The following is a 21475-nucleotide window of genomic DNA, read 5'->3' on the forward strand; positions in this document are numbered from 1 at the left end:
GCCGGACGGGCTGGAAGTAGCCCCTCCGGCGTTTGAGGAGCGGGGGTCCAGGGGCGGAGGGGGCTAGGAAACCCGTGGATGGTGCACGCAGCTGTGCGACCCTGGGGCGCATGCGCTACATCATCATCGGAGCAGGGGCGGTCGGCGGAGCCATCGGCGGCCGCCTGGCCGGAGCGGGCCACGAGGTGGTGCTCGTCGCGCGCGGAGCGCAACACGCGGCGCTCACCGAACACGGCCTGCGCTTCAGAACGCCCGAGGGCGAGCTCACGTACCGGCTGCCCGTCGTCGACGGACCGCAGGCGCTCGGCGAGTTGCGCACGGACGACGTCCTGGTGCTGTCCGTGAAGACGCAGGACAGCGCGGCAGCCCTGGACACCTGGGCCCCCGCCCCGGTGGCGGGCGGCAAGGGCACGGCGGCCGGGCAACTGCCCCTCGTCTGCGCGCAGAACGGCGTGGAGAGCCAGCGCCTCGCGCTCCGCCGCTTTTGCCGTGTGTACGGCGTCTGCGTCTGGCTGCCCGCGACCTTCGTGGAACCGGGCGTCGTCTCCGCGGCCGGCGCCCCGCTCACCGGCATCCTGCACATCGGCCGCTTCCCGCACGGCACGGACGGCACGGCCCGCCGTATCGCCGCCGATCTGGAGAAGTCCCGCTTCGAGGCGCCGGTCGTGCCCGACGTGACGCGCTGGCAGTACGCCAAGCTGCTGGGCAACCTGGCGAACTCGATCGAGGCGGTCAGCGGGGTCCTCACCAGCGAGGAGGGACTGAAGCTCTACGAGCGGGTCCGGGCCGAGGGCGAAGCCGTGCTGGCCGCGGCCGGGATCGCGTACGCGAGCGAGGAGGAGCAGAAGGAGGCCCGGGGCGACAGGATCCGCTTCGAACCGTTCGACGGCTCCCCGCGCGGCGCCGGCTCCTCCTGGCAGTCCCTGAACCGAGGCACCGGCACCATCGAGGCCGACTACCTCAACGGCGAGATCGCACTTCTGGGCCGGCTGCACGGCGTACCGACCCCGCTGAACGAACTGCTCCAGCGCCTCGCGAACACCTTCGCGCGCGAGCGCAGGCAGGCGGGCTCGATGGCGGTCGCGGAACTCGTGCACCTCGCGGACGAGGCTGTCGCGTTTGTTCAAGAGGACCGATCGCTGCGCTCCTAGCGTGGAGCGCATGAACAACGCGTACAAGAACGTGCATCCGTACATGGTGGAATGCGCCGCCGAGGCCGCCCGGGTGGCCCGGGGGGTCACGGCGACGCGGCTGTCAGGACCCAGCCTCTGCGGGGACTGGGACGTCCGCACCCTGGTGAACCACTGGGTCCTCTACACCTCGCACGGTCTGGAGCACCGCGCCCTGCGCAAGCAGCTCCCCGAGGAGCTGACCGGACGCGACTTCACGGCCGGGCCCGACTGGGCGCAGGCGTACGCCGAGCAGCTCGACCGTGCCGTCGCCGCATGGGACGACCCGGCGGTGTGGGAGGGCGAGGTGGACCTCGGCACGGCGAAGATGCCCGCCGCCGAGATCGCGTCGATGATCGTGAAGGAGCTGGCGGTCCACGGCTGGGACGTGGCCACCATCACCGGCCAGGAGTTCCGTATCTCGGACGCGGCGGCCGGCTTCGTCCTGGAGGTGGTCGAGAAGCACGCCGAGCTGTACCGGCAGTACGACGGCTTCGCCGACCCGGTGTCCGTACCGGACGACGCGTCCGCGTTCGAGCGCGCGCTGGCCGAGAGCGGTCGGGACCCGCGCCGGGCCGCCGCCCTCGTCCAAGAAGTGGACCAGTAGAGAACTGCGGAATTGGATCGGGATTCTGCGCCACTCGGCGGGTAGCGTCGACCGCATGACGCCCACCGAGAACAACTCCGGATCGCCGACCCGTGTCGACTTCTACTTCGACCCCGCCTGCCCCTTCGCCTGGATCACCTCCCGCTGGATGCTGGAGGTCGAGCGCACTCGGCCGCTCGACCTCCGCTTCCGAGCGATGAGCCTGTACCTGCACAATGTCGGCAACGAACTCCCGGACTGGTACCGGGAGTTGGTCGACAAGTCGATCGGGCCGGTGCGGGTGGCCGTGGCTGCCGCCGAGCAGCACGGCACGAAGGTGCTGCGCGAGCTCTACACGGCCTTCGGCACCCGCATCCACGAGCGGAAGATCGAGGACTTCGACGTGGTGATCGCCGAGTCGCTCGCCGAGGTCGGACTTCCGGCCGAACTCGCCGCCGCGGCCCACGACTCCGCGTACGACGAGGCCGTACGGCGCAGTCACGAGGCGGGCATGGAGCCCGACTCGGACGGTTATGTGGGGACTCCCACCATTCATGTCGACGGAACAGTGTGGTTCGGCCCTGTGCTGCGGGCCATTCCGCGGGGCGAGAAGGCAGCCGAACTCTTCGACAGCTTCCGGGTGCTGGCAGCGCACCCCGACTTCTTCGAGCTGAAGCGGACACGGACCGGAGGGCTGTCCTTCGACTGAACGCAGGTCAGCAACCTGAACCATGGTCCGATGAATTGGAACCCCTGGCGTCGTGCCCGCGCCATTCCCAGCGGGTTTTCGGGCTTACGTGTCCGATTCATTGACGGCGTCCCTTCAATGCTCCTACCTTTCCGGGGTCAGGTACGGCTGATCCCTGGGAGGGAACATGCCCGCGCGCCGAAGAGCCGCCGTGATCACCCTGGTTTCCGCACTGTTGGCCCTGGGGGTCACCGGCGCCGAAACCGCGACCGGGGCCGCCGGGTCCTCCGATCTCTATGTGTCCCCGTCCGGGGACGACCAGGCGAACGGCACCGTCCAGCACCCCGTACGCACGCTGGAACGCGCCCGCGACCTCGCCCGGGACCGCGTCGCCGACCTGAACGGCGACCTCACCGTCCACCTCGCCTCCGGCACCTACCGCCGGTCGAAGCCGCTCGTCCTCGACGCCCGGGACTCGGGCGCGAACGGGCACAAGGTCGTGTGGCAGGGCACCGGGAACACCGTCGTCAGCGGCGGCCGCAAGGTCGCCGGCTGGCAGAAGGACGAGGGCCGCCCCGGCCTCTGGTCGGCGCCCGCGCCCCAAGGGCTCACCGACACCCGGCAGTTGTACGTCGACGGGGTGCGCGCGCAGCGGGCCCGGGGCGCCGTGCCCGTCGCCCTCACCCAGACCGCCACCGGGTACACGGCGTCCTCCGGCACACTCGCGCACTGGAAGCACCCGTCCGACGCCGAGTTCGTCTACACCAGTGGCGAAGCCCTGTGGAACATCGAGCGCAACGGCCTCGGCCAGTGGACCGAGCCGCGCTGCCGCATCGCCGCCGCCGAGGGCACCACGATCACGATGGCCCAGCCGTGCTGGGACAACTCCAACAAGCGCGTGGAGTTCCCCGACATCCCGGGCCGCACGGTCAGCATGGTCGGGCCCGGCCGTCTCACCAACGGCGGCCGCGCCACGTACATCGAGAACGCCTACGAACTCCTCGACCAGCCCGGCGAGTGGTATCTCGACCGGACCGAGCACCGGGTCTACTACCTGCCCCGCGCGGGCGAGGACCCGACCCGCGCCGACATCGAGCTGGCACAGGCCGAGAAGCTGGTCGACGGCCGCGGCACCGCCTCCGCACCCGTCCACGACGTCGCCTTCCGCGGGCTGCAGTTCAGCTACGCGACCTGGCTCACCCCCTCCCGGCCCGAGGGCTTCTCCGAGATCCAGGCGGGCTACACCATCACGGGTGACAAGGGTTGGGCCACCCAGGGCCTGTGCCAGTACGTCGAGGGCGGCACCTGCCCGTTCGCGTCCTGGACGAAGATGCCGGGCAACGTGTCCTTCGCCCACGGACAGCGCATCGAGTTCAGCGACGACGTCTTCGCCCACCTCGGCGCCTCCGGGCTCGATCTGGGCGCGGGCTCCGCGGACTCGGCCGTCAGCGGCAGCATCTTCACCGACATCTCCGGCAACGGCCTGGAGATCGGCGGCGTGGACGGCCAGACACCCGCCGCCGGCGTCCAGGTGACGAACAATCACCTCTACGGGCTGCCTCGCGAGTACCACGGCGGCGTGGCGATCCTCAACGGGTACACCCGGCACAACACCATCGCCCACAACCAGATCGACCACGTCGGCTACAGCGCGATCTCCATGGGCTGGGGCGGCTGGCCCGACAAGATCGGCGATCCGGCGACCGCGAACCCCAGCCACGACAACGCCGTCCGCGACAACCTGATCTCCGACTACATGCAGATGCTCGACGACGGCGGCGGCATCTACACCCAAGGCCTGACCGGCACCTCGACGGCCGACGGCGAGAAGGTCACCGGAAACGTCATCCACGACCAGCTGGGTCTCGGCAAGAGCGTCTACACCGACAACGGCTGCACCTACGAGACCATCGAGGGCAACGTCCTCTACGGCGCTTCGTACGCCAACGTCGGATCGCGGCACACCGACTACCGGGACGGCCTCGGCAACAACGATCCCACCCTCATCAAGGGCAACTGGTGGGAGGAAGGAACGGCCGACGGGGACAACAAGGGCCTCGTGACCAGCGGCAACAAAATCATGTCCACGCCGTCCGACGTACCGTCAGAGGTGCTGGCGAACGCGGGACTCGAACCGGCTCACCGAGGACTGCTGAACCGGAAGATCGGAGCGGCGGCCGCCCCCGAGGCGCCCTCGCGCGTCGGCACCGGCACGGCAGGCGCCGATGCCCTCCAGATCACCTTCAACCCGAGCTTCGCGGACGGCGGCTCACCCGTGACGGGCTACACGGCGCGCGCCTATGACGCGAGGGGCAGTCAAGCCGGCGAACAGAGCGTCAGCGCAACCGAGTTCAAGCGCACCGCCCTCGTCCGCATCGGTGGACTCCCGGTGTCCGGCGGCCCGTTCACGGTCACCGTCACCGCGCGCAACGCCCACGGCGCGAGCGCCCCGTCGCCGGCCTCGCTCCCGCTGACCCCCACCGCCGTGCGCGCGCTGCCGGGCGCCCCCACGGGTGCCAAGCTGCGTACGGCGTCCACGGCGGCGACCGTGGCCTGGACGCCGCCGACGGCCACCGGCGACGCCAAGGTGATCGGCTACCGCGTCACCGTCTCCGACGGCCGTGCCCCGATCGACGTCAGGGGACGGGACGTCCTGGTGACCCAGCCGTCGGCCAAGGGCATGTTCCGGGTGCTCGGCGGGCTCACGCCCGGCACCTCGTACACCGTCACCATCGCGGCTGTGACCGCGGCGGGCACCGGTCCGACAGCCACCGTGACGGCGACCACCAAGCCCTGACCCGGGCACGGCGCGGCGGCGCTCGGGTCAGGCCCCGAGCGCCGTCAGGGCGGGCCTGCGCGCCTCGTCGTAACGCTCCAGCAGGACACGGGCCACCTCAGGCGCGGGCCCCAGCACATCGGCCAGTACGTCCGCCTCGGCGGCGCCCCGCGCGATGCGGTCCGGCAGGAAGCCGGGCGCGAGGACATAGGGGGCTACGGCGACCCGGGCGCACCCGAGGGCGCGCAGCTCGCGCACGGCGTCCTCGGTGCGCGGAAGAGAAGCGGAGGCGAACGCAGGCCGCACGGCGCACCAACCGGTGTGCCGCCACTCCCGCGCGATGTCAGCGATCACTGCGATCGCCTCCGGGTCGGTGGACCCCGCCGAGGCCAGCACGACCCCGGTCGAGGACTTGTCGGCGGGGCTCAGCCCGGCCTCGTACAACCGTTGTTCGAGGGCGGAGGTGAGCAGGGGCGAGGGGCCGAGCACCTCCGCCTGCCGGATGCGCAGCCGCGCCGGCGCGTCCCGCAGCACCGCCGGGATGTCGGCCTTCGCGTGGAAGGCGCGGGTCAGGAGCAGCGGCAGCGCCACCACATCCCGCACGCCCTGCGCATCCAGGGACTCCAACACCCCTTGCGCCGACGGGATGTTGAAGTCCAGGAAGCCGGTCTCCACCCGCACGCCCGGACGCAGCGCCCGCACCCGCCGTACCAGCGCATGCACCGTCGCGGCGTGCCGCGGATCGCGGCTGCCGTGGGCGATGACGAGAAGGACCGGGGCGGGCATGGGAGTTCAGCTCTTCACGAGGAGACCGCGAGTGCGCAGCACCCACCGCTCGACCGGACTGAAGATCAGCAGGTCGATGGCGATGCCGACGAACAGGATGAGGAAGATGGCCAGGAAGACCATCGACATGGAGCTGGCGGTGCGGCCGTTCTCCAGCAGCTGGCCGAGACCGACGCCCAGTTCGGGGGAGGAGGCGATGATCTCCGCCGCCATCAGCGAGCGCCAGGAGAACGCCCAGCCCTGCTTGAGGCCCGCGACGTAACCCGGCAGGGCCGCCGGCAGGACGATGTGCCATGTGCCGCGCAGGCCCGTCGCGCCCATCGTCCGGCCCGCCCGCAGGAACAGCGGGGGCACCTGGTCGACGCCCGACACCAGACCGTTGGCGATCGACGGGACGGCGCCGAGCAGGATCACCGCGTACATCATGGAGGGTTCGAGGCCGAGCCAGATGACGGCCGGCGGCACCCAGGCCACCGACGGCAGCGACTGGAGACCCGACAGGATCGGACCGATCGCCGCACGCACGAACTTCACCCGGGCCACCACCAGACCCAGCGGGGTGCCGATGGCGAGCGCCAGCAGGAAGCCGAACAGACCGCGCGAGACGCTCGTCCAGATGTAGCCGAGCAGCTTGCCTTCCAGCCAGGCGTCCTCGACCTCGCCCCACACCGCGGACGGTGAGGGCAGCTTGCTCGGGTCGTCCACGATCTTGAACGAGATCAGCGCCTGCCAGATCGCGAGGACCACCACGATCGCCACGACCGGCGGCAGCGTCTTCTCCCGAAGAGTGCGCCCGACCCGCTGCGCCAAGGGCCTGCGTCCGATCACACCGGATTCGAGGGCGTCGAGGCCGGCCTCCAGACCGAACAGCCCGTAATTGTCCTTTGCGTTGTCCTTGGCCTGGGCGTCCGGGACGGAATCGTCCGTCCGCCGGGTCTCAGTGCTGGCCATGACGGCGGATCTCCCCACGCAGTTCTTCGGTGATCTCGATGGACAGCTCGGCGACGTCGGCGTCCTCGATGCGGCGCGGCTGCGGAATCTCCACGGTCCACTCGCGCGCGATCCGGCCCGGACGGGAGGAGAGCAGCACCACCCGCTGCGCCAGGCGCACGGCCTCGCGCACGTTGTGCGTGACGAAGAGGACGGAGAGCCCGGTCTCCTTCCAGATCCGGGTCAGCTCGTCGTGCAGTACATCCCGGGTGATGGCGTCGAGGGCCGCGAACGGCTCGTCCATCAACAGGAGTTGGCTGTCCTGGGCGAGCGCGCGGGCCATCGCGACACGCTGGCGCATACCGCCGGACAGCTCGTGCACCCGCTTGCCGTACGCGTCCTTGAGGCGGACGAGTTCGAGCAGTTCCTCCGCCCGGCCGCGCCGCTCCGACTTCGCGACGCCCCGCAGCTTCAGGGCGAGTTCGATGTTCTTGCCCGCGGTCAGCCACGGGAAGAGGGCGTGCTCCTGGAACATCAGGGCCGGGCGGCCGTGCGTCGTGATGCTGCCCGCGGTCGGGGCGTCCAGGCCCGCGACCAGGTTCAGCAGTGTCGACTTGCCGCAGCCCGAGGCCCCCAAGAGGGTGACGAACTCGCCCGGTGCGACATCGAGCGTGATGTCGTCGAGGACGAGCTGCGGTCCGGCGGGTCCGGAGAAGGACTTCGAGACGTGCTCGATCCGCGCGGCGTGCTCCACCGACGTCGTGGCGTCGGCGGCCTTGGCGAGGGCTGTTGCCATGGTCGTCACCTCCTGGGAACTCAGCTGGGGCAGTGGGCAGGGCTACTTGACGCCGAGACCGGCGTCGTCGACCGTGCTCTCGCCGGCGGCCTTCAGGACCTTGTTGAGCAGCGTCAGGTCGTAGATCCCGGTCAGGTCGGGCTTCTCCAGCAGGCCCGCCTTGACCGCGTGCGCCGCCTCGGTGTTGAGCGTGGCGGCCAGCGGGTCATTGGTGATCTGGATGGACTTCCACGCCGGGTCGAGCACGGCGGCCGGCAGTTCCTTGCCGGAGTCCGACTTCAGCTGGGCGTTCGCCGCCGCCTTCGCCTCGTCCGGGTTGGCGTTGATCCACTTGTTGGTCTCGACCGAGCCCTTGAGCACGGCCTCGACGACCTTCGGGTGGGCCTTGAGGAACTTCTGCGACACGATGATGTTCGTGATCACGAACTTCTTGTCGGGCCACAGCGTCGACTCGTCGAGCAGCACCTTGCCGCCCTCGGCGACCAGCTTGGACGCGGTCGGCTCCGGCACCCAGGCGCCGTCGATGGAGCCGGACTTGTAGGCGTCCGGGGTGATCTTGTTGTCCGTGCGGATGACCGAGACGTCGCCCTTGCCGCTCTCCGCGTCGACCTTCCAGCCCTGCTCCGCGACCCAGTTGAGGAACGCGACGTCCTGCGTGTTGCCGAGCTGCGGGGTCGCGATCTTCTTGCCCTTGACGTCCTTCAGGGACTTGATCTTCTTCGGGTTCACCACGAGCTTCACGCCGCCGGACGCCGAACCGCCGATGATGCGCAGGTTCTTGCCGGCGGACTTGGTGTAGCCGTTGATCGCCGGCGAGGGGCCGATCCAGCCGATGTCGATCGAACCGGAGTTGAGCGCCTCGATCTCGGAGGGACCCGCGTTGAAGATCGAGTAGTTCGCCTCGGTGGCGCCGAGAGCCTTCTGGAAGAAGCCCTTCTGGTTGCCGACCAGCGCGGTGGCGTGCGTCAGGTTTCCGAAGTAGCCGATCTTCACGGTGTCGAGACCGTCGATCTTCTTCGACCCGGCGGCGACCTTCGCCTTGGTGTCGTCCTTGGCCTCGGAGCCGTAGCTGCACGCGGCGAGGGCGAGGAGGGGGAGCGCGGTGGCGACGGCTATGCCGCGGCGGAGAAGCGCGGAGCGGATGGCAGGCACGGGAGGGGTTCCTCTCGTTGGCCCGGCGGTCACGGGTTCAGTTCGTGGCCGGGAGGTCGGCAGGTCTTCGTCTTGTCCAAGACGCAGGGTGGGGGGACGGGGCGCGCAGGCAGTGCGCGTACGTCAGCACGCACATCGCCCGACCCCGCCCTGCCCGCTGCCGAGGGCGCCGCTGCCGACGCGGCCGCCCTCCTTCGCGAACGTGGAGTAGAAGTCGGTGGACGTCATGTCAGAAGTCCCAGCCGTCGTCGTCGGACTCGTCCTTGACGGGCTCCGGCGCGGCGAAGGACTCGCCGACCATGCCCGCCGTGAGGGTGGTGCCGTCCGCCGGGTCGATCAGGATGAACGAGCCGGTACGGCGGGAGTCGGCGTACGCGTCGAGCGGCAGCGGCTCGGCCGTACGGATCTTGACGCGGCCGATGTCGTTCGCGACCAGCTGCCCGGGGTGCGGGTGCAGCGACAGGTCGTCGAGGGTCAGCCGGGACGGGATGTCCTTGACGATCGCCTTGACCGTGCGGGTGCCGTGCTTGAGCAGGACCCGGTGGCCGACGGTCAGCGGGGCGTCGGCGACATGGCAGACGGTCGCCTCCACGTCCTGGGTCGTGGCGGGCGCGTCCTTGGCCGGCACGAGCAGGTCGCCGCGCGAGATGTCGATGTCGTCCTCCAGCAGGAGCGTCACCGACTGCGGGGTCCACGCCACGGCCACCGGCTCGCCCAGCAGGTCGATCCCGGTGACCTTCGACGTACGCCCGGAGGGCAGCACCGTCACGCTGTCGCCGACCCGGAACGTACCGGCCGCGATCTGGCCCGCGTACCCGCGGTAGTCGGGGTGCTCGGCGGTCTGCGGGCGGATCACGTACTGCACGGGCAGCCGAGCGTGGCAGTGCGCCAGGTCGTGGCTGACCGGCACGGTCTCCAGGTGCTCCAGGAACGTCGGGCCGCCGTACCAGTCCATGTTCGAGGACGGGTCCACCACGTTGTCGCCGGCCAGCGCCGAGATCGGGATCGCGGTGACCTCCGGGACGCCGAGCTCGCTCGCGTACGCCGTGAACTCCTCGGCGATCGCGGCGAAGACGGACTCCTTGTACTCCACGAGGTCCATCTTGTTGACGGCGAGGACGACGTGCGGGACGCGGAGCAGGGCGGCGATCGCCGCGTGGCGGCGGGTCTGCTCGACGACGCCGTTGCGGGCGTCCACCAGGATCACCGTGAGCTCGGCGGTGGAGGCACCCGTCACCATGTTGCGGGTGTACTGCACGTGGCCGGGGGTGTCGGCGAGGATGAACCGCCGCTGTGCCGTGGCGAAGTAGCGGTAGGCGACGTCGATGGTGATGCCCTGTTCGCGCTCCGCGCGCAGGCCGTCGGTGAGCAGGGCGAGGTCGGGGGCGTCCTGACCACGGTTGCGGGAGGCGTGCTCGACGGCCTCCAGCTGGTCGGCGAGGACCGACTTGGAGTCGTGCAGCAGGCGGCCGACGAGGGTGGACTTGCCGTCGTCGACGGAGCCGGCGGTCGCGAAGCGCAGCAGCGTGGTCGCGGACAGCTGCTCGACCGAGAGCGTCTGGGTGGGTTCGGCGGTGCTGGTCATGTCTAGAAGTACCCCTCGCGCTTGCGGTCTTCCATCGCGGCCTCGGACATCTTGTCGTCGGCGCGGGTGGCGCCGCGTTCGGTGAGCCGGGAGGCGGCGATCTCGGCGATCACGGCGTCCAGGGTGGTGGCGTCGGAGTCGACGGCGCCGGTGCAGGACATGTCGCCGACGGTGCGGTAGCGCACCAGGCGCTTCTCGACGTGTTCGTCGTCCTTGGGGCCGCCCCAGTCACCGGCGGTGAGCCACATGCCGGCGCGCTGGAACACCTCGCGTTCGTGGGCGAAGTAGATCTGGGGGAGGTCGATGTGTTCCCGGGCGATGTACTGCCACACGTCGAGCTCGGTCCAGTTGGACAGGGGGAAGACGCGGACGTGCTCACCCGGGGCGTGGCGGCCGTTGTACAGGTTCCACAGTTCGGGGCGCTGGCGACGGGGGTCCCACTGGGAGAACTCGTCCCGCAGGGAGAAGACGCGCTCCTTGGCGCGGGCCTTCTCCTCGTCGCGCCGGCCGCCCCCGAAGACGGCGTCGAAGCGCTCGGACTGGATCTTCTCGGTGAGGGGCACCGTCTGCAGCGGGTTGCGGGTGCCGTCGGGACGTTCGCGCAGCACACCGCGGTCGATGTAGTCCTGGACGGAGGCCACATGGAGACGCAGCCCATGTGCGGCGACCACACGGTCGCGGTACTCCAGGACCTCGGGGAAGTTGTGTCCCGTGTCGACGTGCAGCAGGGTGAAGGGGATCGCGGCGGGGGCGAATGCCTTCAGGGCGAGGTGCAGCATGACGATGGAGTCCTTGCCGCCGGAGAACAGGATCACCGGCCGTTCGAACTCCCCCGCGACCTCACGGAAGATGTGCACCGCCTCGGACTCCAACGCATCCAGGTGCGAGAGCGCGTACGGGTTGACCTGCTCGGAGCCTGCGTCCTCGGAGACAGTGGCGACGGTCGTCGTCATGCGAGACCCCTCTCGTTGAGCAGCGTGTGCAGCGCCGCCGCGGACTCCTGCACGGTCTGGGTGTGCGACTCGATCCGCAGATCGGGCGACGCGGGCTCCTCGTACGGGTCGTCGACCCCGGTGAGCCCCTTGAGCTCGCCGGCGGCCTGCTTGGCGTACAGCCCCTTCACATCGCGTACGGAGCACACCTCGACCGGGGTCGCGACATGCACCTCGATGTACGCGGCGCCGCTCTCCTGGTGGCGCTTGCGCACGGCCTCACGGCTGTCCGCGTACGGCGCGATCACCGGGACGAGCGTCTTGACGCCGTTACGGGCGAGCAGTTCGGCGAGGAAGCCGATGCGCTGCACGTTCGTGTGCCGGTCCTCGCGGCTGAAGCCGAGGCCCGCCGAGATGAACTCGCGGATCTCGTCGCCGTCGAGCACCTCGACGAGATGGCCCTCCTCGCGCAGCCGGCCCGCCAGCTCGTACGCGATGGTGGTCTTGCCGGCACTCGGCAGACCCGTGAGCCAGATGGTGGCTCCGGTCGTCACGTGCAACTCCTCAGTCGTTGTCTTCATCCGTGCAGTCCGCACTCGGTCTTGCCGCGGCCCGCCCAGCGTCCGGCGCGGGCGTCCTCGCCCTCCAGGACCCGGCGGGTGCAGGGGGCGCAGCCCACGGAGGTGTAGCCGTCCATCAGCAGCGGGTTGGTGAGAACCCCGTGCTCGGTGACGTACGCGTCCACGTCGTCCTGCGTCCAGCGCGCGATCGGCGAGATCTTGACCTTGCGGCGCTTCTCGTCCCAGCCGACGACCGGGGTGTTCGCCCGGGTCGGGGACTCGTCGCGGCGCAGGCCGGTCGCCCATGCCTCGTACGACGTCAGGCCCTCTTCCAGGGGCTGGACCTTGCGCATCTTGCAGCACAGGTCCGGGTCGCGGTCGTGCAGCTTCGGCCCGAACTCGGCGTCCTGCTCGGCGACCGACTGGCGCGGGGTGAGCGTGATGACGTTGACGTCCATCACGGCCTCGACCGCGTCCCGGGTGCCGATGGTCTCCGGGAAGTGGTAGCCGGTGTCGAGGAAGACGACGTCCACGCCGGGGAAGGCGCGGGAGGCGAGGTGGGCGACGACCGCGTCCTCCATGGAGGAGGTCACGCAGAACTTCCTGCCGAACGTGTCGGCGGCCCACTGGAGGATCTCCAGCGCGGAGGCGTCCTCCAGGTCGCGCCCGGCCTGCTCGGCGAGCGCCTTGAGCTCCGCGTCGCGCCCGTCAGCCAGCTCGGTGTCGTCGGTGTCTGCCTGAATGGTCGTCATATCTCGTCCCCTCCACCCGTGTTGTGCTGAAGGCCCCGGGCGAGCAGCCCGAGGAACTTCAACTGGAAGGCTCGATTGCACGCTCCGCATTCCCACGCGCCGTGGCCCTGCTCACTGGGACGCAGGTCCTCGTCACCGCAGTAGGGGCAGTAGAACGGCGCCGCACGCTCGCTCATGGCCCCTCCTTTCGCGGCCGTTCGCCGACGCTCACGACAGTGCCTCCTCGGAGGCACGCGCGGCCCATGTGGCGAACCGCTCGCCGTCCTCGCGCTCCTGCCGGAAGCGGGTCAGGACACGCTCGACGTAGTCGGGCAGCTCCTCCGAAGTGACCTTCAGGCCACGGACCTTGCGGCCGAACCCGGCCTCCAGGCCGAGCGCACCGCCCAGGTGCACCTGGAAGCCCTCGACCTGCTCACCCCGGTCGTTGAGGACCAACTGGCCCTTGAGACCGATGTCCGCGACCTGGATACGGGCGCAGGCGTTCGGGCAGCCGTTGATGTTGATGGTGATCGGCTCGTCGAACTCCGGGATGCGGCGCTCCAGTTCGTCGATCAGCGCGGCGCCGCGCGCCTTGGTCTCGACGATGGCGAGCTTGCAGTACTCGATGCCGGTGCAGGCCATCGTGCCGCGCCGGAAGGTGGAGGGCCTGACGCTGAGGTCGAGCGCCTCCAGACCCTCGACGAGGGAGTCGACCCGGTCCTCCGCCACGTCGAGCACGATCATCTTCTGCTCGACGGTGGTGCGCAGCCGGCCGGAGCCGTGTGCCGCGGCCACCTCGGCGATCTTCGTGAGCGTCGCGCCGTCGACCCGGCCGACCCGCGGCGCGAAACCGACGTAGAAGCGGCCGTCCTGCTGCCGGTGCACACCGACGTGGTCCCGCCAGCGGGCGACCGGCTGGTCGGGGGCGGGACCGTCGACGAGCTTCCGGTTCAGGTACTCGTCCTCCAGTACCTGGCGGAACTTCTCGACACCCCAGTCGGCGACCAGGAACTTCAGGCGGGCGCGGGTGCGCAGCCGCCGGTAGCCGTAGTCACGGAAGATCGACAGGACGCCCACATGGACGTCCGCGACCTCGTCGAGCGGCACCCAGGCGCCGAGGCGCTGGCCGATCTTCGGGTTGGTGGAGAGGCCGCCGCCGACCCAGAGGTCGAAGCCGGGGCCGTGCTCGGGGTGGTTCACGCCGACGAAGGCGACGTCGTTGATCTCGTGCGCCACGTCCAGGAGGGGCGAGCCGGAGATCGCGGTCTTGAACTTGCGGGGCAGGTTCGAGAACTCGGGGTTGCCGATGACGCGGCGGTGGATCTCCTCGATGGCGGGGGTGCCGTCGATGATCTCGTCCTCGGCGATGCCGGCGACGGGCGAGCCGAGGATCACGCGGGGCGTGTCACCGCAGGCCTCGGTGGTCGAGAGGCCGACCGCTTCGAGCCGCTCCCAGATCTCGGGTACGTCCTCGATGCGGATCCAGTGGTACTGCACGTTCTGCCGGTCGGTGAGGTCGGCGGTGCCGCGCGCGAACTCCTGCGAGATCTCGCCGATGACGCGGAGCTGCTCGGTGGTGAGGCGGCCGCCGTCGATGCGGACGCGCAGCATGAAGTACTCGTCGTCCAGCTCCTCCGGCTCCAGGATCGCGGTCTTGCCGCCGTCGATCCCGGGCTTGCGCTGGGTGTAGAGGCCCCACCAGCGCATACGTCCGCGCAGGTCATTGGGGTCGATCGAGTCGAAGCCCCGCTTGGAGTAGATCGTCTCAATGCGTGTCCGCACATTGAGACCGTCGTCGTCCTTCTTGAACTGCTCGTTGCCGTTGAGCGGGGTGAAGTGACCCACGGCCCACTGACCCTCGCCGCGGTGACGGCTCACCTTGCGGCGGGGCGCGGCGGGATTCTGCGGGGTGGCGGCCATGGCTGTTACGTCCTTCGGGACTGCGGGACAGGTCTGAAAGCGGCTCTGACCTGCGCATACGGGCGCATACGGAAGTATGGGCGCGTCATTGCGCAAGGGTCGCGAAACTGGGGGATACGGCGGCGCTGGGCCCGTGGCCGAAGGCCACCGGCGAGTGCGTCAGCGCGCCGGACAGATGGCGCTGGACATGCGGCCGAGATCGACGTGTCGCCGACTCACCAAGGCAATTCCAGTTCCAGACATGACGGAAGCGTGTCACGGGGATCTCGGGGCAGTCCACCACCGTCCAGAATGCGGACGAGAATGTCCCGCATGTTGGGACGCTGTGGTGTTCGTCACTCAGGCCCAGGTCAGAACCGTACGCCAGGGGCTTCCGCCAGGTGCGGGACACAGGCGGACGCCCCCTCGTATTCTGCCCTTCCGGTACGGCGCGGTGGCCGGAGGGGGAGTCCATGGGGGAGCGCGTGCACGACGTGTTGCTGGCCGCGAGCGGCGTCGTCCTCACCATCCTCGTCCTGAAATTCAAGGACGTGTTCAAGCGCCTCGTCGACCTGGCTGGCACCGCGCTCTACAACCGGCTTGCGGGCAGCGCGCTCCTCGCCCGCACGGCACTGCGCCGGTACACGGTCCGGATGTACGAACGCCACCACCGCTTCGCCGTCTCCTTCCGCCCCGGGGAGGCCGAGGCCATGGACATGGCGTCGGTCTACGTCCCGCTGCGCGCCGCATCCGGTTTCGGCGCCGCGGCCGAGCAGGGCGAGGCCGGCGCCACGCTGGCCGAGGTGCGCCGGGCCGTGGTCCTCGGCGTCCCCGGCGCGGGAAAGACGATGCTGCTGCGCCACACCGTGCTGGCCTGGGCCCGGAGGCGCTACGACCCCGGCGCGTCGCCCTGGCGCACCTGGTACGACCCGCGCCTCAGACACCGAGTGGAATTGGGGACGCCGACCGACATCCCCGTCCTCCTCCCCCTGCACTCCGTGGACCTGGCCCAGGGCGATCTCGTACGGCACATCGTCGGACACTTCGCCGAGCACGGCTTCCCGAAGGCCGACAAGTGGGTCGCGCGGGCCCTCGACGAGGGACGGCTCGCCCTCTACTTCGACGGACTCGACGAGGTGCCGACGGCGCAGCGCCCCGAGGTGGCCGCGGCGATCGGGAAGTTCATGACCGTGTATGGCCGCTGCCGTGCCGTGGTCACCTGCCGGGTCGCGGTGTACCGGGGCGAGTTCAACGAGGAGGCCGACCGGACGCTGCGCGTCGAGGAGTTCGACGACCGGCTCGTCGACCGCTTCCTGCGCGGCTGGACGTGGCCGCCGAGCCTGGAGCCGGACACCGTGGACCAGCTCCTCGGCGCCCTGCGCGACACCCCGCAGCTGATGACCCTGGCCCGCAACCCGCTGCTCCTCACGATGATCGCGACCCTCTACAGCCACGAGTACGCGGGGACCGGCCAGGCCCTCCCGCACAATCGCACCGACTTCTACGAACAGGTCACCGTCAGCCTGCTCCGCGACCGGCAGCGCGACGCGCACTTCGCTCAGCCCATGAAGCGGTCGGCACTCCAGCAGCTCGCCCTCGCCGCACAGGGCGTCCCGCCGGACGCGTACGACCGGCTCGCGATCCCTTACGACAAGGTGCTGCCGGTGATGCGCGAGACCCTGGAGCGGTACGGGCGCCCGGCCGACGACGCCGAGGCCATGCTCAACGAGATCGTCGACCGCAGCGGCCTGCTCCTGTCCGTCGACAACGGCGAGCGCTTCCAGTTCGCCCACCTCACGCTCCAGGAGTACCTGGCGGCCACGGCTCTCGCCGATGAACCGGCCGCGATCCGCGAGCGCTATCTCCGGGACCCGGAGGTCTGGCGCGAGACGGTCCGGCTGTGGTGCGGCGTCGTCTCCCGCGACTGCACCGACGTGGTGCGCGAGATCCTGGCCGCCGACCCGCTGCTCGCCTTCCAGTGCCTGGCCGACGCACAGGTCGTGGAGGACGGGCTCGCGGACGAACTGGTGACGATGTTCCACGATCGCCTCGGGGGCGGCGGGATTGTCGGAGCGGACGAGGACGCCGTCGTGGCCGCGTTCGGACTCGTGGCCGCGGACCGGCGCCCGCGCGGGCTCGCGGTGTTCGAGTTGCTGCGGGAGACGGCGGAGGGTTCCGACGACCCCGGGCGGGCTCGGGCGGCGACCTATGCGCTCGCGGCCACGCATCTGCCGCGGGCGGCGCGGTTCCTGGCGTCGCGGCTCCTGCAACTACCGGTGGCGAAGGAGGCGTTGGCGTCCATGGGGGATGTCGCGGTGGCGGCCGTACTCGCCCCTGAGCCGGATCTGCCCGGTGAGTTGATCACGGAGATGCTGTGGGCCGTCAGGACACCGAGGGCGATTCACTCCCTTGCTGAACTGCTCCGCTCGGACGACCCCGCGACCGCACAGGACGCGGCGTTTCGCCTGGCCGATCTGGTGCGGGACCGCGGGCTGGTGGCGGTGAAGAGGAACGTCTCCAGAGAACTGGACTGGGTCTTGCGCTACCGGCCCGGCTGGAGCGAGTTCTTCTGGGTGATGGGGCCCTACCGTGAAGGGGGCGACTGGGCGGGGCCGCGGGGCATCTTCATCGCGCTGGCCGCCCACCTTCGCAAGGCCGCCGAGTCCGGCGCGGCCCCACCACCCGGCGTGGAGCCCGACCCTCGCCTCGTGGTGCCGCTCGCCCTGGTGGACTACGGCGGCGCCGGACCGAGGGAACTGAGCCTGGGGAACGAGCTCGTCGACACCACCCTCTATGCGGACCTGGACGCTTTTTTCGGCGGCGCCGGGGGTTGGGCCCGGTCGTTGAGCCAGGGCCGACACGGACTGGCCGAGCTCGGAGTCCATCTGACCGCCTTCAACCCTTCGGACGAAACCGGCGCCGAGCTGGGGCGCCGTCTGGTGGCGGCGGCGGGCCTGTCCGAGGCACGCGTGAGACTGCTGGGTTGGCTCCGGCCGGACCTGTGCCTGCGTGCCGTGCGACTGCTCACCACCACCGGTATCGCGCGCAACGAGAGCTGGCGGTCCGGTACCACGCGCCTGAGGGAATCCGAGTTCGCCGTCAGGTTCTCCGCACTCCTGGTGCTGTACGTGATGCTGTCGATCGCCCCCTGCGCGAGGGCTGGCGCGGTTGTCCTGGGTGGCTGGTCATGGGGCGTACAGGGCTGGCTGGGCGTCCTCTTCCTGGCCCTGAACGTGGGATGCCTGATGTACTTCGGTCTCGTCGGGACCAGACCCCGTTTCCGGCATCCCATCGGCCGTGACAGGCAAGCGTGGGCCAGGGAACACCTCGACCAGGCCGCCCGACGCGACATCTGGACCGTGACGGTCTGCCTCGTGCCGCTCGGCAGCTGCATCGCCCTGGCCGAGTGGTGGGGCACCTGGGCGTCGGGTGCCCTCGGCGTCGCGCTCTGCGCGGGAGTCATCGTGCTGCTGGCCCCCCTGGCGACGCCTCGGGTGCTGGAGAAGTTCCTCGACGAGGGGCTGCCCTCCCGGGTACTGCCCCTCGTCCAGGAGTGACCCCCTACCGACCCGCTACGCCCCCGGCCAAGGCCCCGGCGCAGCCGCCTCGGCCTCCTCCTCGACCTTCGTGTCGAAGAGCTTGAAGCCGCGGCGCTGGTAGTTGTCCATGGCGTGCTCGCCGTCCTTGCTGCACGTGTGCAGCCAGACCCGCTTGGTCTCGGCCCGGTCCGGCCACCGCTCGGCCAGGTCCCAGGCGCGCGCGGCGCCGTACGCGAGGAGATGGCCGCCGATGCGGCGGCCGCGGAAGGCGGGGATCAGGCCGAAATAGACGATCTCCACGGCTCCGTCGTCCTGCGGGTCCAGCTCGACGTAGCCCGCCGGGGTGCCCCGGTCGTAGGCGACCCAGGTCTCCACGCCGGGCCGGGCCAGGAACTCCTGCCACTGCGCGTACGTCCAGGCGAGCCGGTCGGTCCAGAGGATGTCGCTGCCGACGGACGCGTACAGGAAGCGGCTGAACTCCGGCGAGGGCACCTCGGCGCGGACGATCCGGACGTCCCCCTCCGGGGCGACCGCGGGGAGCAGGTCGGTCGGGGCCGTCTGCTCCAGGGACCAGGTGGTCACAGTGACGTTGCTCATGCGGGCCAGGGAATCATCTTCCCCGGCGGCCTGTCGAAAGGGGTCGGCCAGGGCGGCGCAGGGACCGGCTATTCCAGAGACTTCTCGACGGCGGTGAGCGGGGCCGCGTAGAGCACGCCGTCCGGGGACAGGGACCACAGTTCGCCGGTCTGCTCCCAGTACGACAGGGAGCGGGTGCCCCGGCCCCAGCAGGCGTGCGACTGGTCCGCGGTGCACTCGGCGGCCTTGGCGCCGCTTCCGCTCTGCCGCCACAGGACGTCGCGGTGGTCCGAGGTGCGGTCGACGTACCAGTCGGCCCCGCTCGCGCCCTCGGCCCGGTGGGAGAGGACCCCGGACACGCCGGTCGCCTTCGTCTCGTAGGCCTCGCTCGCGTCGACACGCCCACGGGTGTCGCCGGCCAGCAGGCCGCCGCGGGCCGTGTCCGTGCCGAGGCCGAAGGGGTAGCGCCACAGGCGGGTGCGGCGGTCGCTGCCCTGGGGGATCCGCTCGCTCGCGACCAGGCTGTCGGGCGCCGAACTGCGGTCGAGGGAGAGGGCGCCGGGACATGGGGTGCCCTGGTCCGTCGTCGGGTCGCAGCGGCCGCCGGCCGGGGTGTACGAGCCGATGGCGGGCAGCACGTACTGGTAGCCGTGCGCCGCGTAGCCGCCGTTCACCCTGCCGATCGCGTTGTCGGCCGCGTCGGCCTTCAGGATGCGGTGCAGGTCGAAGACGAGCAGGCCGCCCGTGCGGTCCGCGCCGCCCTCGGCGGTGACGATCAGCTTGCCCTGGTACCAGACCATCCCGGACAGCCGGGAGCGGACCGCCGTGAAGTCCTTGCCGCCGTCCGTCGGGGCCACGAGGAGGATCCAGCGGTACGTGAGGCGGTCCGGGTCGTTCGCGTCTATGACGGCGATCCGGGCCAGGCTCCTGTCGCGCGCCGGGGTGCCGGCCGTGCGCGCGCTGTGCGTCCAGCCCGCGAGGATCACCCGGTTCTCGCCCCACGCGCCGTCGTCGTCCGCGTCGCCGGAGGTGGTGACGGCCCGCGGCACCCAGCCCGGTGACGTCGAGTCGGCGCGGTCCCAGCAGTACGCGCGCGTGGCCGTCGGCTCGACGGGCAGCGCGTCCGTCTCGGCGGTGTCGCAGCCCGCCCGGTTGCGCATCACGTGATCGGTGTCGGTGAGGACCCCCGAGACGCCGACGTTCCCGCCCATCCGGCGCGTGAGCGTGTCCAGCGTCCTCGCGTCGACGAGGTTCTCGTGCAGCCGGAGCGGGCCCGCCTGGGACACCGGCGCGAGCGCGCCCGGGGCCCCGCTGCCGGAGGCCTGGGAGGTGCTGATCAGCGTGGCGGCCGCGGTCAGCGCGAGCGCGGTTCCGGCGAGGGTGGCGCGCAGCGCCTGTCCCCTCCTGCGCCGGCGATGCCTGCCGCGGTGTTTCATGCGTCCTCCCGAGGAAGGCCAACTGCCTCCCACGCTCAGGGCGTTGACGGAGAGGCGGGTGGGGGGCCTGTCAGAGGATGCTACGCCAGGTGACCGCAGGCCTGGTGGAAGACCCGTAAACAGGGCAAGATCTCGCCGCGCAACGTCACCCCCCGCATCCACGGTCCACCCATGTTCTGGAGGATGTGCATGACACGCCGACACTCCCGCGTGCTGCTCACCACGGCCACCCTCGCCGTGGCCCTGGCCACCCTTGCCGCGCCCGCGACGGCGTCCGCCGACCCGCAGGCGCGCGTCTTCATGGTCAACCCCGTCCAGTCGTCGGGCGACGAGAGCCTCACCGACCAGAAGGACTCCGCCACGGCGGTTCCGGGCTCCGCGTACGCCCTGGCCGCCCTGCGCAACCTCGACTCCTCCGGCGGCCTGTCCGGCAAGTGGGTCTACGTCAGATCGGACACCGGCGCCTCCGCGAAGATCGCGGACGACGGCACGTACACCCGCAAGGACGACCAGTTCGAGCAGGTCATGGCGTACTTCTGGGTCAACGAGGCCCAGGAGTACCTGCAGAGCCTCGGCTTCGGCAGCGAACTGCCCGGCGCCAACGACCGCGCCCAGCCCGTCCGCATCAACCAGTGGGGCGCCGACAACTCCTTCTTCACCGACAAGAAGGCGGAGATCCGCTTCGGCAAGGGCGGTGTCGACGACGCGGAGGACGCCGAGGTCATCGTCCACGAGTACGGCCATGCCGTGCACAACGCCCAGGTCCCCGGCTTCGGTACGTCCGAGGAGGCGGGCTCCATCGGCGAGGCCTGGGGCGACTACCTCGCGGTCTCGGTCGGCGCCTACGCGGACGCCAAGTACGGCTGGCCGCGCAGGACGGATCTCGCGTGCGTCGCCGACTGGGACTCGGTGGCGTACACCTCGGCGGCTCCGCACTGTCTGCGGCGCGTCGACGGGAACAAGGTGTACGGCGACAAGGTCGGCGAGGTGCACGCCGACGGGGAGATCTGGTCCCGGGCGCTGTTCGACATCCGGGGCGCGCTGGGTGCGCGCGAGGCCGACCGGATCATCGTGAACGCGCAGTTCGGCTTCGCGCCCGACACGAGCTTCACGGACGCGGCGCTCACGACGATCACCACCGCCCGGAAGATGTACGGCACGTCCGCCGCCGACACCGTCCGGGCCGCCTTCCGGGCCCGGGAGATCCCCGGAGTGTGAGTGCAGGGCGGGGGGGGGGGCCGCGGGGCCGGCCCCCCCCCCCGGGCGGGGGGGCGGGGGGGGGGGGGGAGGCACACGCACCCGGCGGCACACACCCCCCCCCCCCCCCCCCCGCC

Annotated in this window: 19 protein-coding genes; 6 read left to right on the forward strand and 13 right to left on the reverse strand. The window is 70.7% G+C overall.

What is annotated here, in order from left to right:
- Positions 1–110 precede the first annotated feature (110 nt).
- The 4 genes from ABZS97_RS36525 (at position 111) to ABZS97_RS36540 (ending at position 5240) form a co-directional block, all read left to right on the forward strand.
- Positions 111–1151 (forward strand): 2-dehydropantoate 2-reductase N-terminal domain-containing protein, encoded by a 1041-nt coding sequence (locus ABZS97_RS36525; protein WP_356145081.1) that lies wholly within the window; start codon positions 111–113, stop codon positions 1149–1151.
- Positions 1152–1161: 10 nt separating this feature from the next.
- A complete protein-coding gene (locus tag ABZS97_RS36530; RefSeq protein WP_356145083.1) occupies positions 1162–1776 on the forward strand; it encodes a TIGR03086 family metal-binding protein in 615 nt (204 codons plus the stop codon).
- 55 nt (positions 1777–1831) lie between these two features.
- The gene (locus ABZS97_RS36535; RefSeq protein WP_356145085.1) at positions 1832–2464 is read left to right on the forward strand and encodes a DsbA family protein; all 633 of its coding nucleotides are present in this window, start codon (positions 1832–1834) and stop codon (positions 2462–2464) included.
- 190 nt (positions 2465–2654) lie between these two features.
- Positions 2655–5240, forward strand: coding sequence for a fibronectin type III domain-containing protein (locus ABZS97_RS36540; protein WP_356145087.1), 2586 nt, complete (start codon positions 2655–2657; stop codon positions 5238–5240).
- A 27-nt stretch (positions 5241–5267) separates the two neighbouring features.
- Here ABZS97_RS36540 and ABZS97_RS36545 read toward each other — a convergent pair whose 3' ends face one another.
- From ABZS97_RS36545 to ABZS97_RS36595, 11 genes are all read right to left on the reverse strand, one after another.
- A complete protein-coding gene (locus ABZS97_RS36545) occupies positions 5268–6005 on the reverse strand; it encodes a sirohydrochlorin chelatase (RefSeq protein WP_356145089.1) in 738 nt (245 codons plus the stop codon).
- Between the two features lie 6 nt (positions 6006–6011).
- Complete coding sequence (locus ABZS97_RS36550; RefSeq protein ID WP_356145091.1) at positions 6012–6956, reverse strand: ABC transporter permease; 945 nt, start codon at positions 6954–6956, stop codon at positions 6012–6014.
- Positions 6943–7731: an ABC transporter ATP-binding protein gene (locus tag ABZS97_RS36555; RefSeq protein ID WP_356145093.1), complete on the reverse strand. Its 789-nt coding sequence runs from the start codon at positions 7729–7731 to the stop codon at positions 6943–6945. The genes ABZS97_RS36550 and ABZS97_RS36555 overlap by 14 nt, the downstream gene beginning before the upstream one ends.
- A 42-nt stretch (positions 7732–7773) precedes the next feature.
- Positions 7774–8883, reverse strand: a complete 1110-nt coding sequence (locus tag ABZS97_RS36560) for an aliphatic sulfonate ABC transporter substrate-binding protein (protein ID WP_356145094.1) — start codon at positions 8881–8883, stop codon at positions 7774–7776.
- 229 nt (positions 8884–9112) lie between these two features.
- Complete coding sequence (locus tag ABZS97_RS36565; RefSeq protein ID WP_356145097.1) at positions 9113–10468, reverse strand: GTP-binding protein; 1356 nt, start codon at positions 10466–10468, stop codon at positions 9113–9115.
- Between the two features lie 2 nt (positions 10469–10470).
- On the reverse strand, positions 10471–11421 hold the full coding sequence (gene cysD, locus ABZS97_RS36570) for a sulfate adenylyltransferase subunit CysD (protein WP_356145099.1): 951 nt from the start codon (positions 11419–11421) through the stop codon (positions 10471–10473).
- Complete coding sequence (gene cysC / locus ABZS97_RS36575) at positions 11418–11981, reverse strand: adenylyl-sulfate kinase (protein WP_356145102.1); 564 nt, start codon at positions 11979–11981, stop codon at positions 11418–11420. Before cysC ends, cysD begins: the two co-directional genes overlap by 4 nt.
- Positions 11978–12712 carry a phosphoadenylyl-sulfate reductase gene (locus ABZS97_RS36580; RefSeq protein ID WP_356145104.1) on the reverse strand — a complete coding sequence of 245 codons (735 nt, stop codon included), beginning with the start codon at positions 12710–12712 and terminating at the stop codon, positions 11978–11980. The genes cysC and ABZS97_RS36580 overlap by 4 nt, the downstream gene beginning before the upstream one ends.
- Positions 12709–12888, reverse strand: coding sequence for a hypothetical protein (locus tag ABZS97_RS36585; RefSeq protein WP_356145106.1), 180 nt, complete (start codon positions 12886–12888; stop codon positions 12709–12711). Before ABZS97_RS36585 ends, ABZS97_RS36580 begins: the two co-directional genes overlap by 4 nt.
- A gap of 31 nt (positions 12889–12919) precedes the next feature.
- On the reverse strand, positions 12920–14611 hold the full coding sequence (locus ABZS97_RS36590) for a nitrite/sulfite reductase (RefSeq protein ID WP_356145108.1): 1692 nt from the start codon (positions 14609–14611) through the stop codon (positions 12920–12922).
- A 159-nt stretch (positions 14612–14770) separates the two neighbouring features.
- A complete protein-coding gene (locus ABZS97_RS36595; protein ID WP_310591794.1) occupies positions 14771–14854 on the reverse strand; it encodes a putative leader peptide in 84 nt (27 codons plus the stop codon).
- Positions 14855–15063: 209 nt separating this feature from the next.
- On the opposite strand from ABZS97_RS36595, the gene ABZS97_RS36600 reads away from it, so the two are divergent.
- Entirely contained in the window at positions 15064–18147 is a 3084-nt protein-coding gene (locus tag ABZS97_RS36600; RefSeq protein WP_356145111.1) for an NACHT domain-containing protein, read from the forward strand.
- A gap of 15 nt (positions 18148–18162) precedes the next feature.
- Here the strand turns inward: ABZS97_RS36600 and ABZS97_RS36605 are convergent, their stop codons facing one another.
- Both ABZS97_RS36605 and ABZS97_RS36610 read right to left on the reverse strand, forming a co-directional pair.
- Positions 18163–18726 carry a GNAT family N-acetyltransferase gene (locus tag ABZS97_RS36605; RefSeq protein WP_356145113.1) on the reverse strand — a complete coding sequence of 188 codons (564 nt, stop codon included), beginning with the start codon at positions 18724–18726 and terminating at the stop codon, positions 18163–18165.
- A gap of 68 nt (positions 18727–18794) precedes the next feature.
- Positions 18795–20141, reverse strand: coding sequence for a hypothetical protein (locus ABZS97_RS36610; protein WP_356145115.1), 1347 nt, complete (start codon positions 20139–20141; stop codon positions 18795–18797).
- Positions 20142–20330: 189 nt separating this feature from the next.
- Here ABZS97_RS36610 and ABZS97_RS36615 point away from each other — a divergent pair, with 189 nt between their 5' ends.
- Positions 20331–21359, forward strand: a complete 1029-nt coding sequence (locus ABZS97_RS36615; protein ID WP_356145117.1) for a M36 family metallopeptidase — start codon at positions 20331–20333, stop codon at positions 21357–21359.
- Positions 21360–21475 lie beyond the last annotated feature (116 nt).

It is taken from the genome of Streptomyces sp. NPDC005485 (assembly GCF_040606085.1).
In the GTDB taxonomy this organism is placed as follows: Bacteria; Actinomycetota; Actinomycetes; order Streptomycetales; family Streptomycetaceae; genus Streptomyces.

Excerpts from the sequence above, each read along its gene's own strand:
- ABZS97_RS36565 (WP_356145097.1), bottom strand. The coding sequence starts at position 10,468 with ATGACCAGCACCGCCGAACCCACCCAGACGCTCTCGGTCGAGCAGCTG.
- ABZS97_RS36615 (WP_356145117.1), top strand. The coding sequence starts at position 20,331 with ATGACACGCCGACACTCCCGCGTGCTGCTCACCACGGCCACCCTCGCC.
- ABZS97_RS36545 (WP_356145089.1), bottom strand. The coding sequence starts at position 6,005 with ATGCCCGCCCCGGTCCTTCTCGTCATCGCCCACGGCAGCCGCGATCCG.
- ABZS97_RS36605 (WP_356145113.1), bottom strand. The coding sequence starts at position 18,726 with ATGAGCAACGTCACTGTGACCACCTGGTCCCTGGAGCAGACGGCCCCG.
- ABZS97_RS36555 (WP_356145093.1), bottom strand. The coding sequence starts at position 7,731 with ATGGCAACAGCCCTCGCCAAGGCCGCCGACGCCACGACGTCGGTGGAG.
- ABZS97_RS36590 (WP_356145108.1), bottom strand. The coding sequence starts at position 14,611 with ATGGCCGCCACCCCGCAGAATCCCGCCGCGCCCCGCCGCAAGGTGAGC.
- cysC (WP_356145102.1), bottom strand. The coding sequence starts at position 11,981 with ATGAAGACAACGACTGAGGAGTTGCACGTGACGACCGGAGCCACCATC.
- ABZS97_RS36585 (WP_356145106.1), bottom strand. The coding sequence starts at position 12,888 with ATGAGCGAGCGTGCGGCGCCGTTCTACTGCCCCTACTGCGGTGACGAG.
- ABZS97_RS36525 (WP_356145081.1), top strand. The coding sequence starts at position 111 with ATGCGCTACATCATCATCGGAGCAGGGGCGGTCGGCGGAGCCATCGGC.
- ABZS97_RS36530 (WP_356145083.1), top strand. The coding sequence starts at position 1,162 with ATGAACAACGCGTACAAGAACGTGCATCCGTACATGGTGGAATGCGCC.
- ABZS97_RS36535 (WP_356145085.1), top strand. The coding sequence starts at position 1,832 with ATGACGCCCACCGAGAACAACTCCGGATCGCCGACCCGTGTCGACTTC.
- ABZS97_RS36600 (WP_356145111.1), top strand. The coding sequence starts at position 15,064 with ATGGGGGAGCGCGTGCACGACGTGTTGCTGGCCGCGAGCGGCGTCGTC.
- ABZS97_RS36595 (WP_310591794.1), bottom strand. The coding sequence starts at position 14,854 with ATGTCTGGAACTGGAATTGCCTTGGTGAGTCGGCGACACGTCGATCTC.
- cysD (WP_356145099.1), bottom strand. The coding sequence starts at position 11,421 with ATGACGACGACCGTCGCCACTGTCTCCGAGGACGCAGGCTCCGAGCAG.
- ABZS97_RS36580 (WP_356145104.1), bottom strand. The coding sequence starts at position 12,712 with ATGACGACCATTCAGGCAGACACCGACGACACCGAGCTGGCTGACGGG.
- ABZS97_RS36610 (WP_356145115.1), bottom strand. The coding sequence starts at position 20,141 with ATGAAACACCGCGGCAGGCATCGCCGGCGCAGGAGGGGACAGGCGCTG.
- ABZS97_RS36550 (WP_356145091.1), bottom strand. The coding sequence starts at position 6,956 with ATGGCCAGCACTGAGACCCGGCGGACGGACGATTCCGTCCCGGACGCC.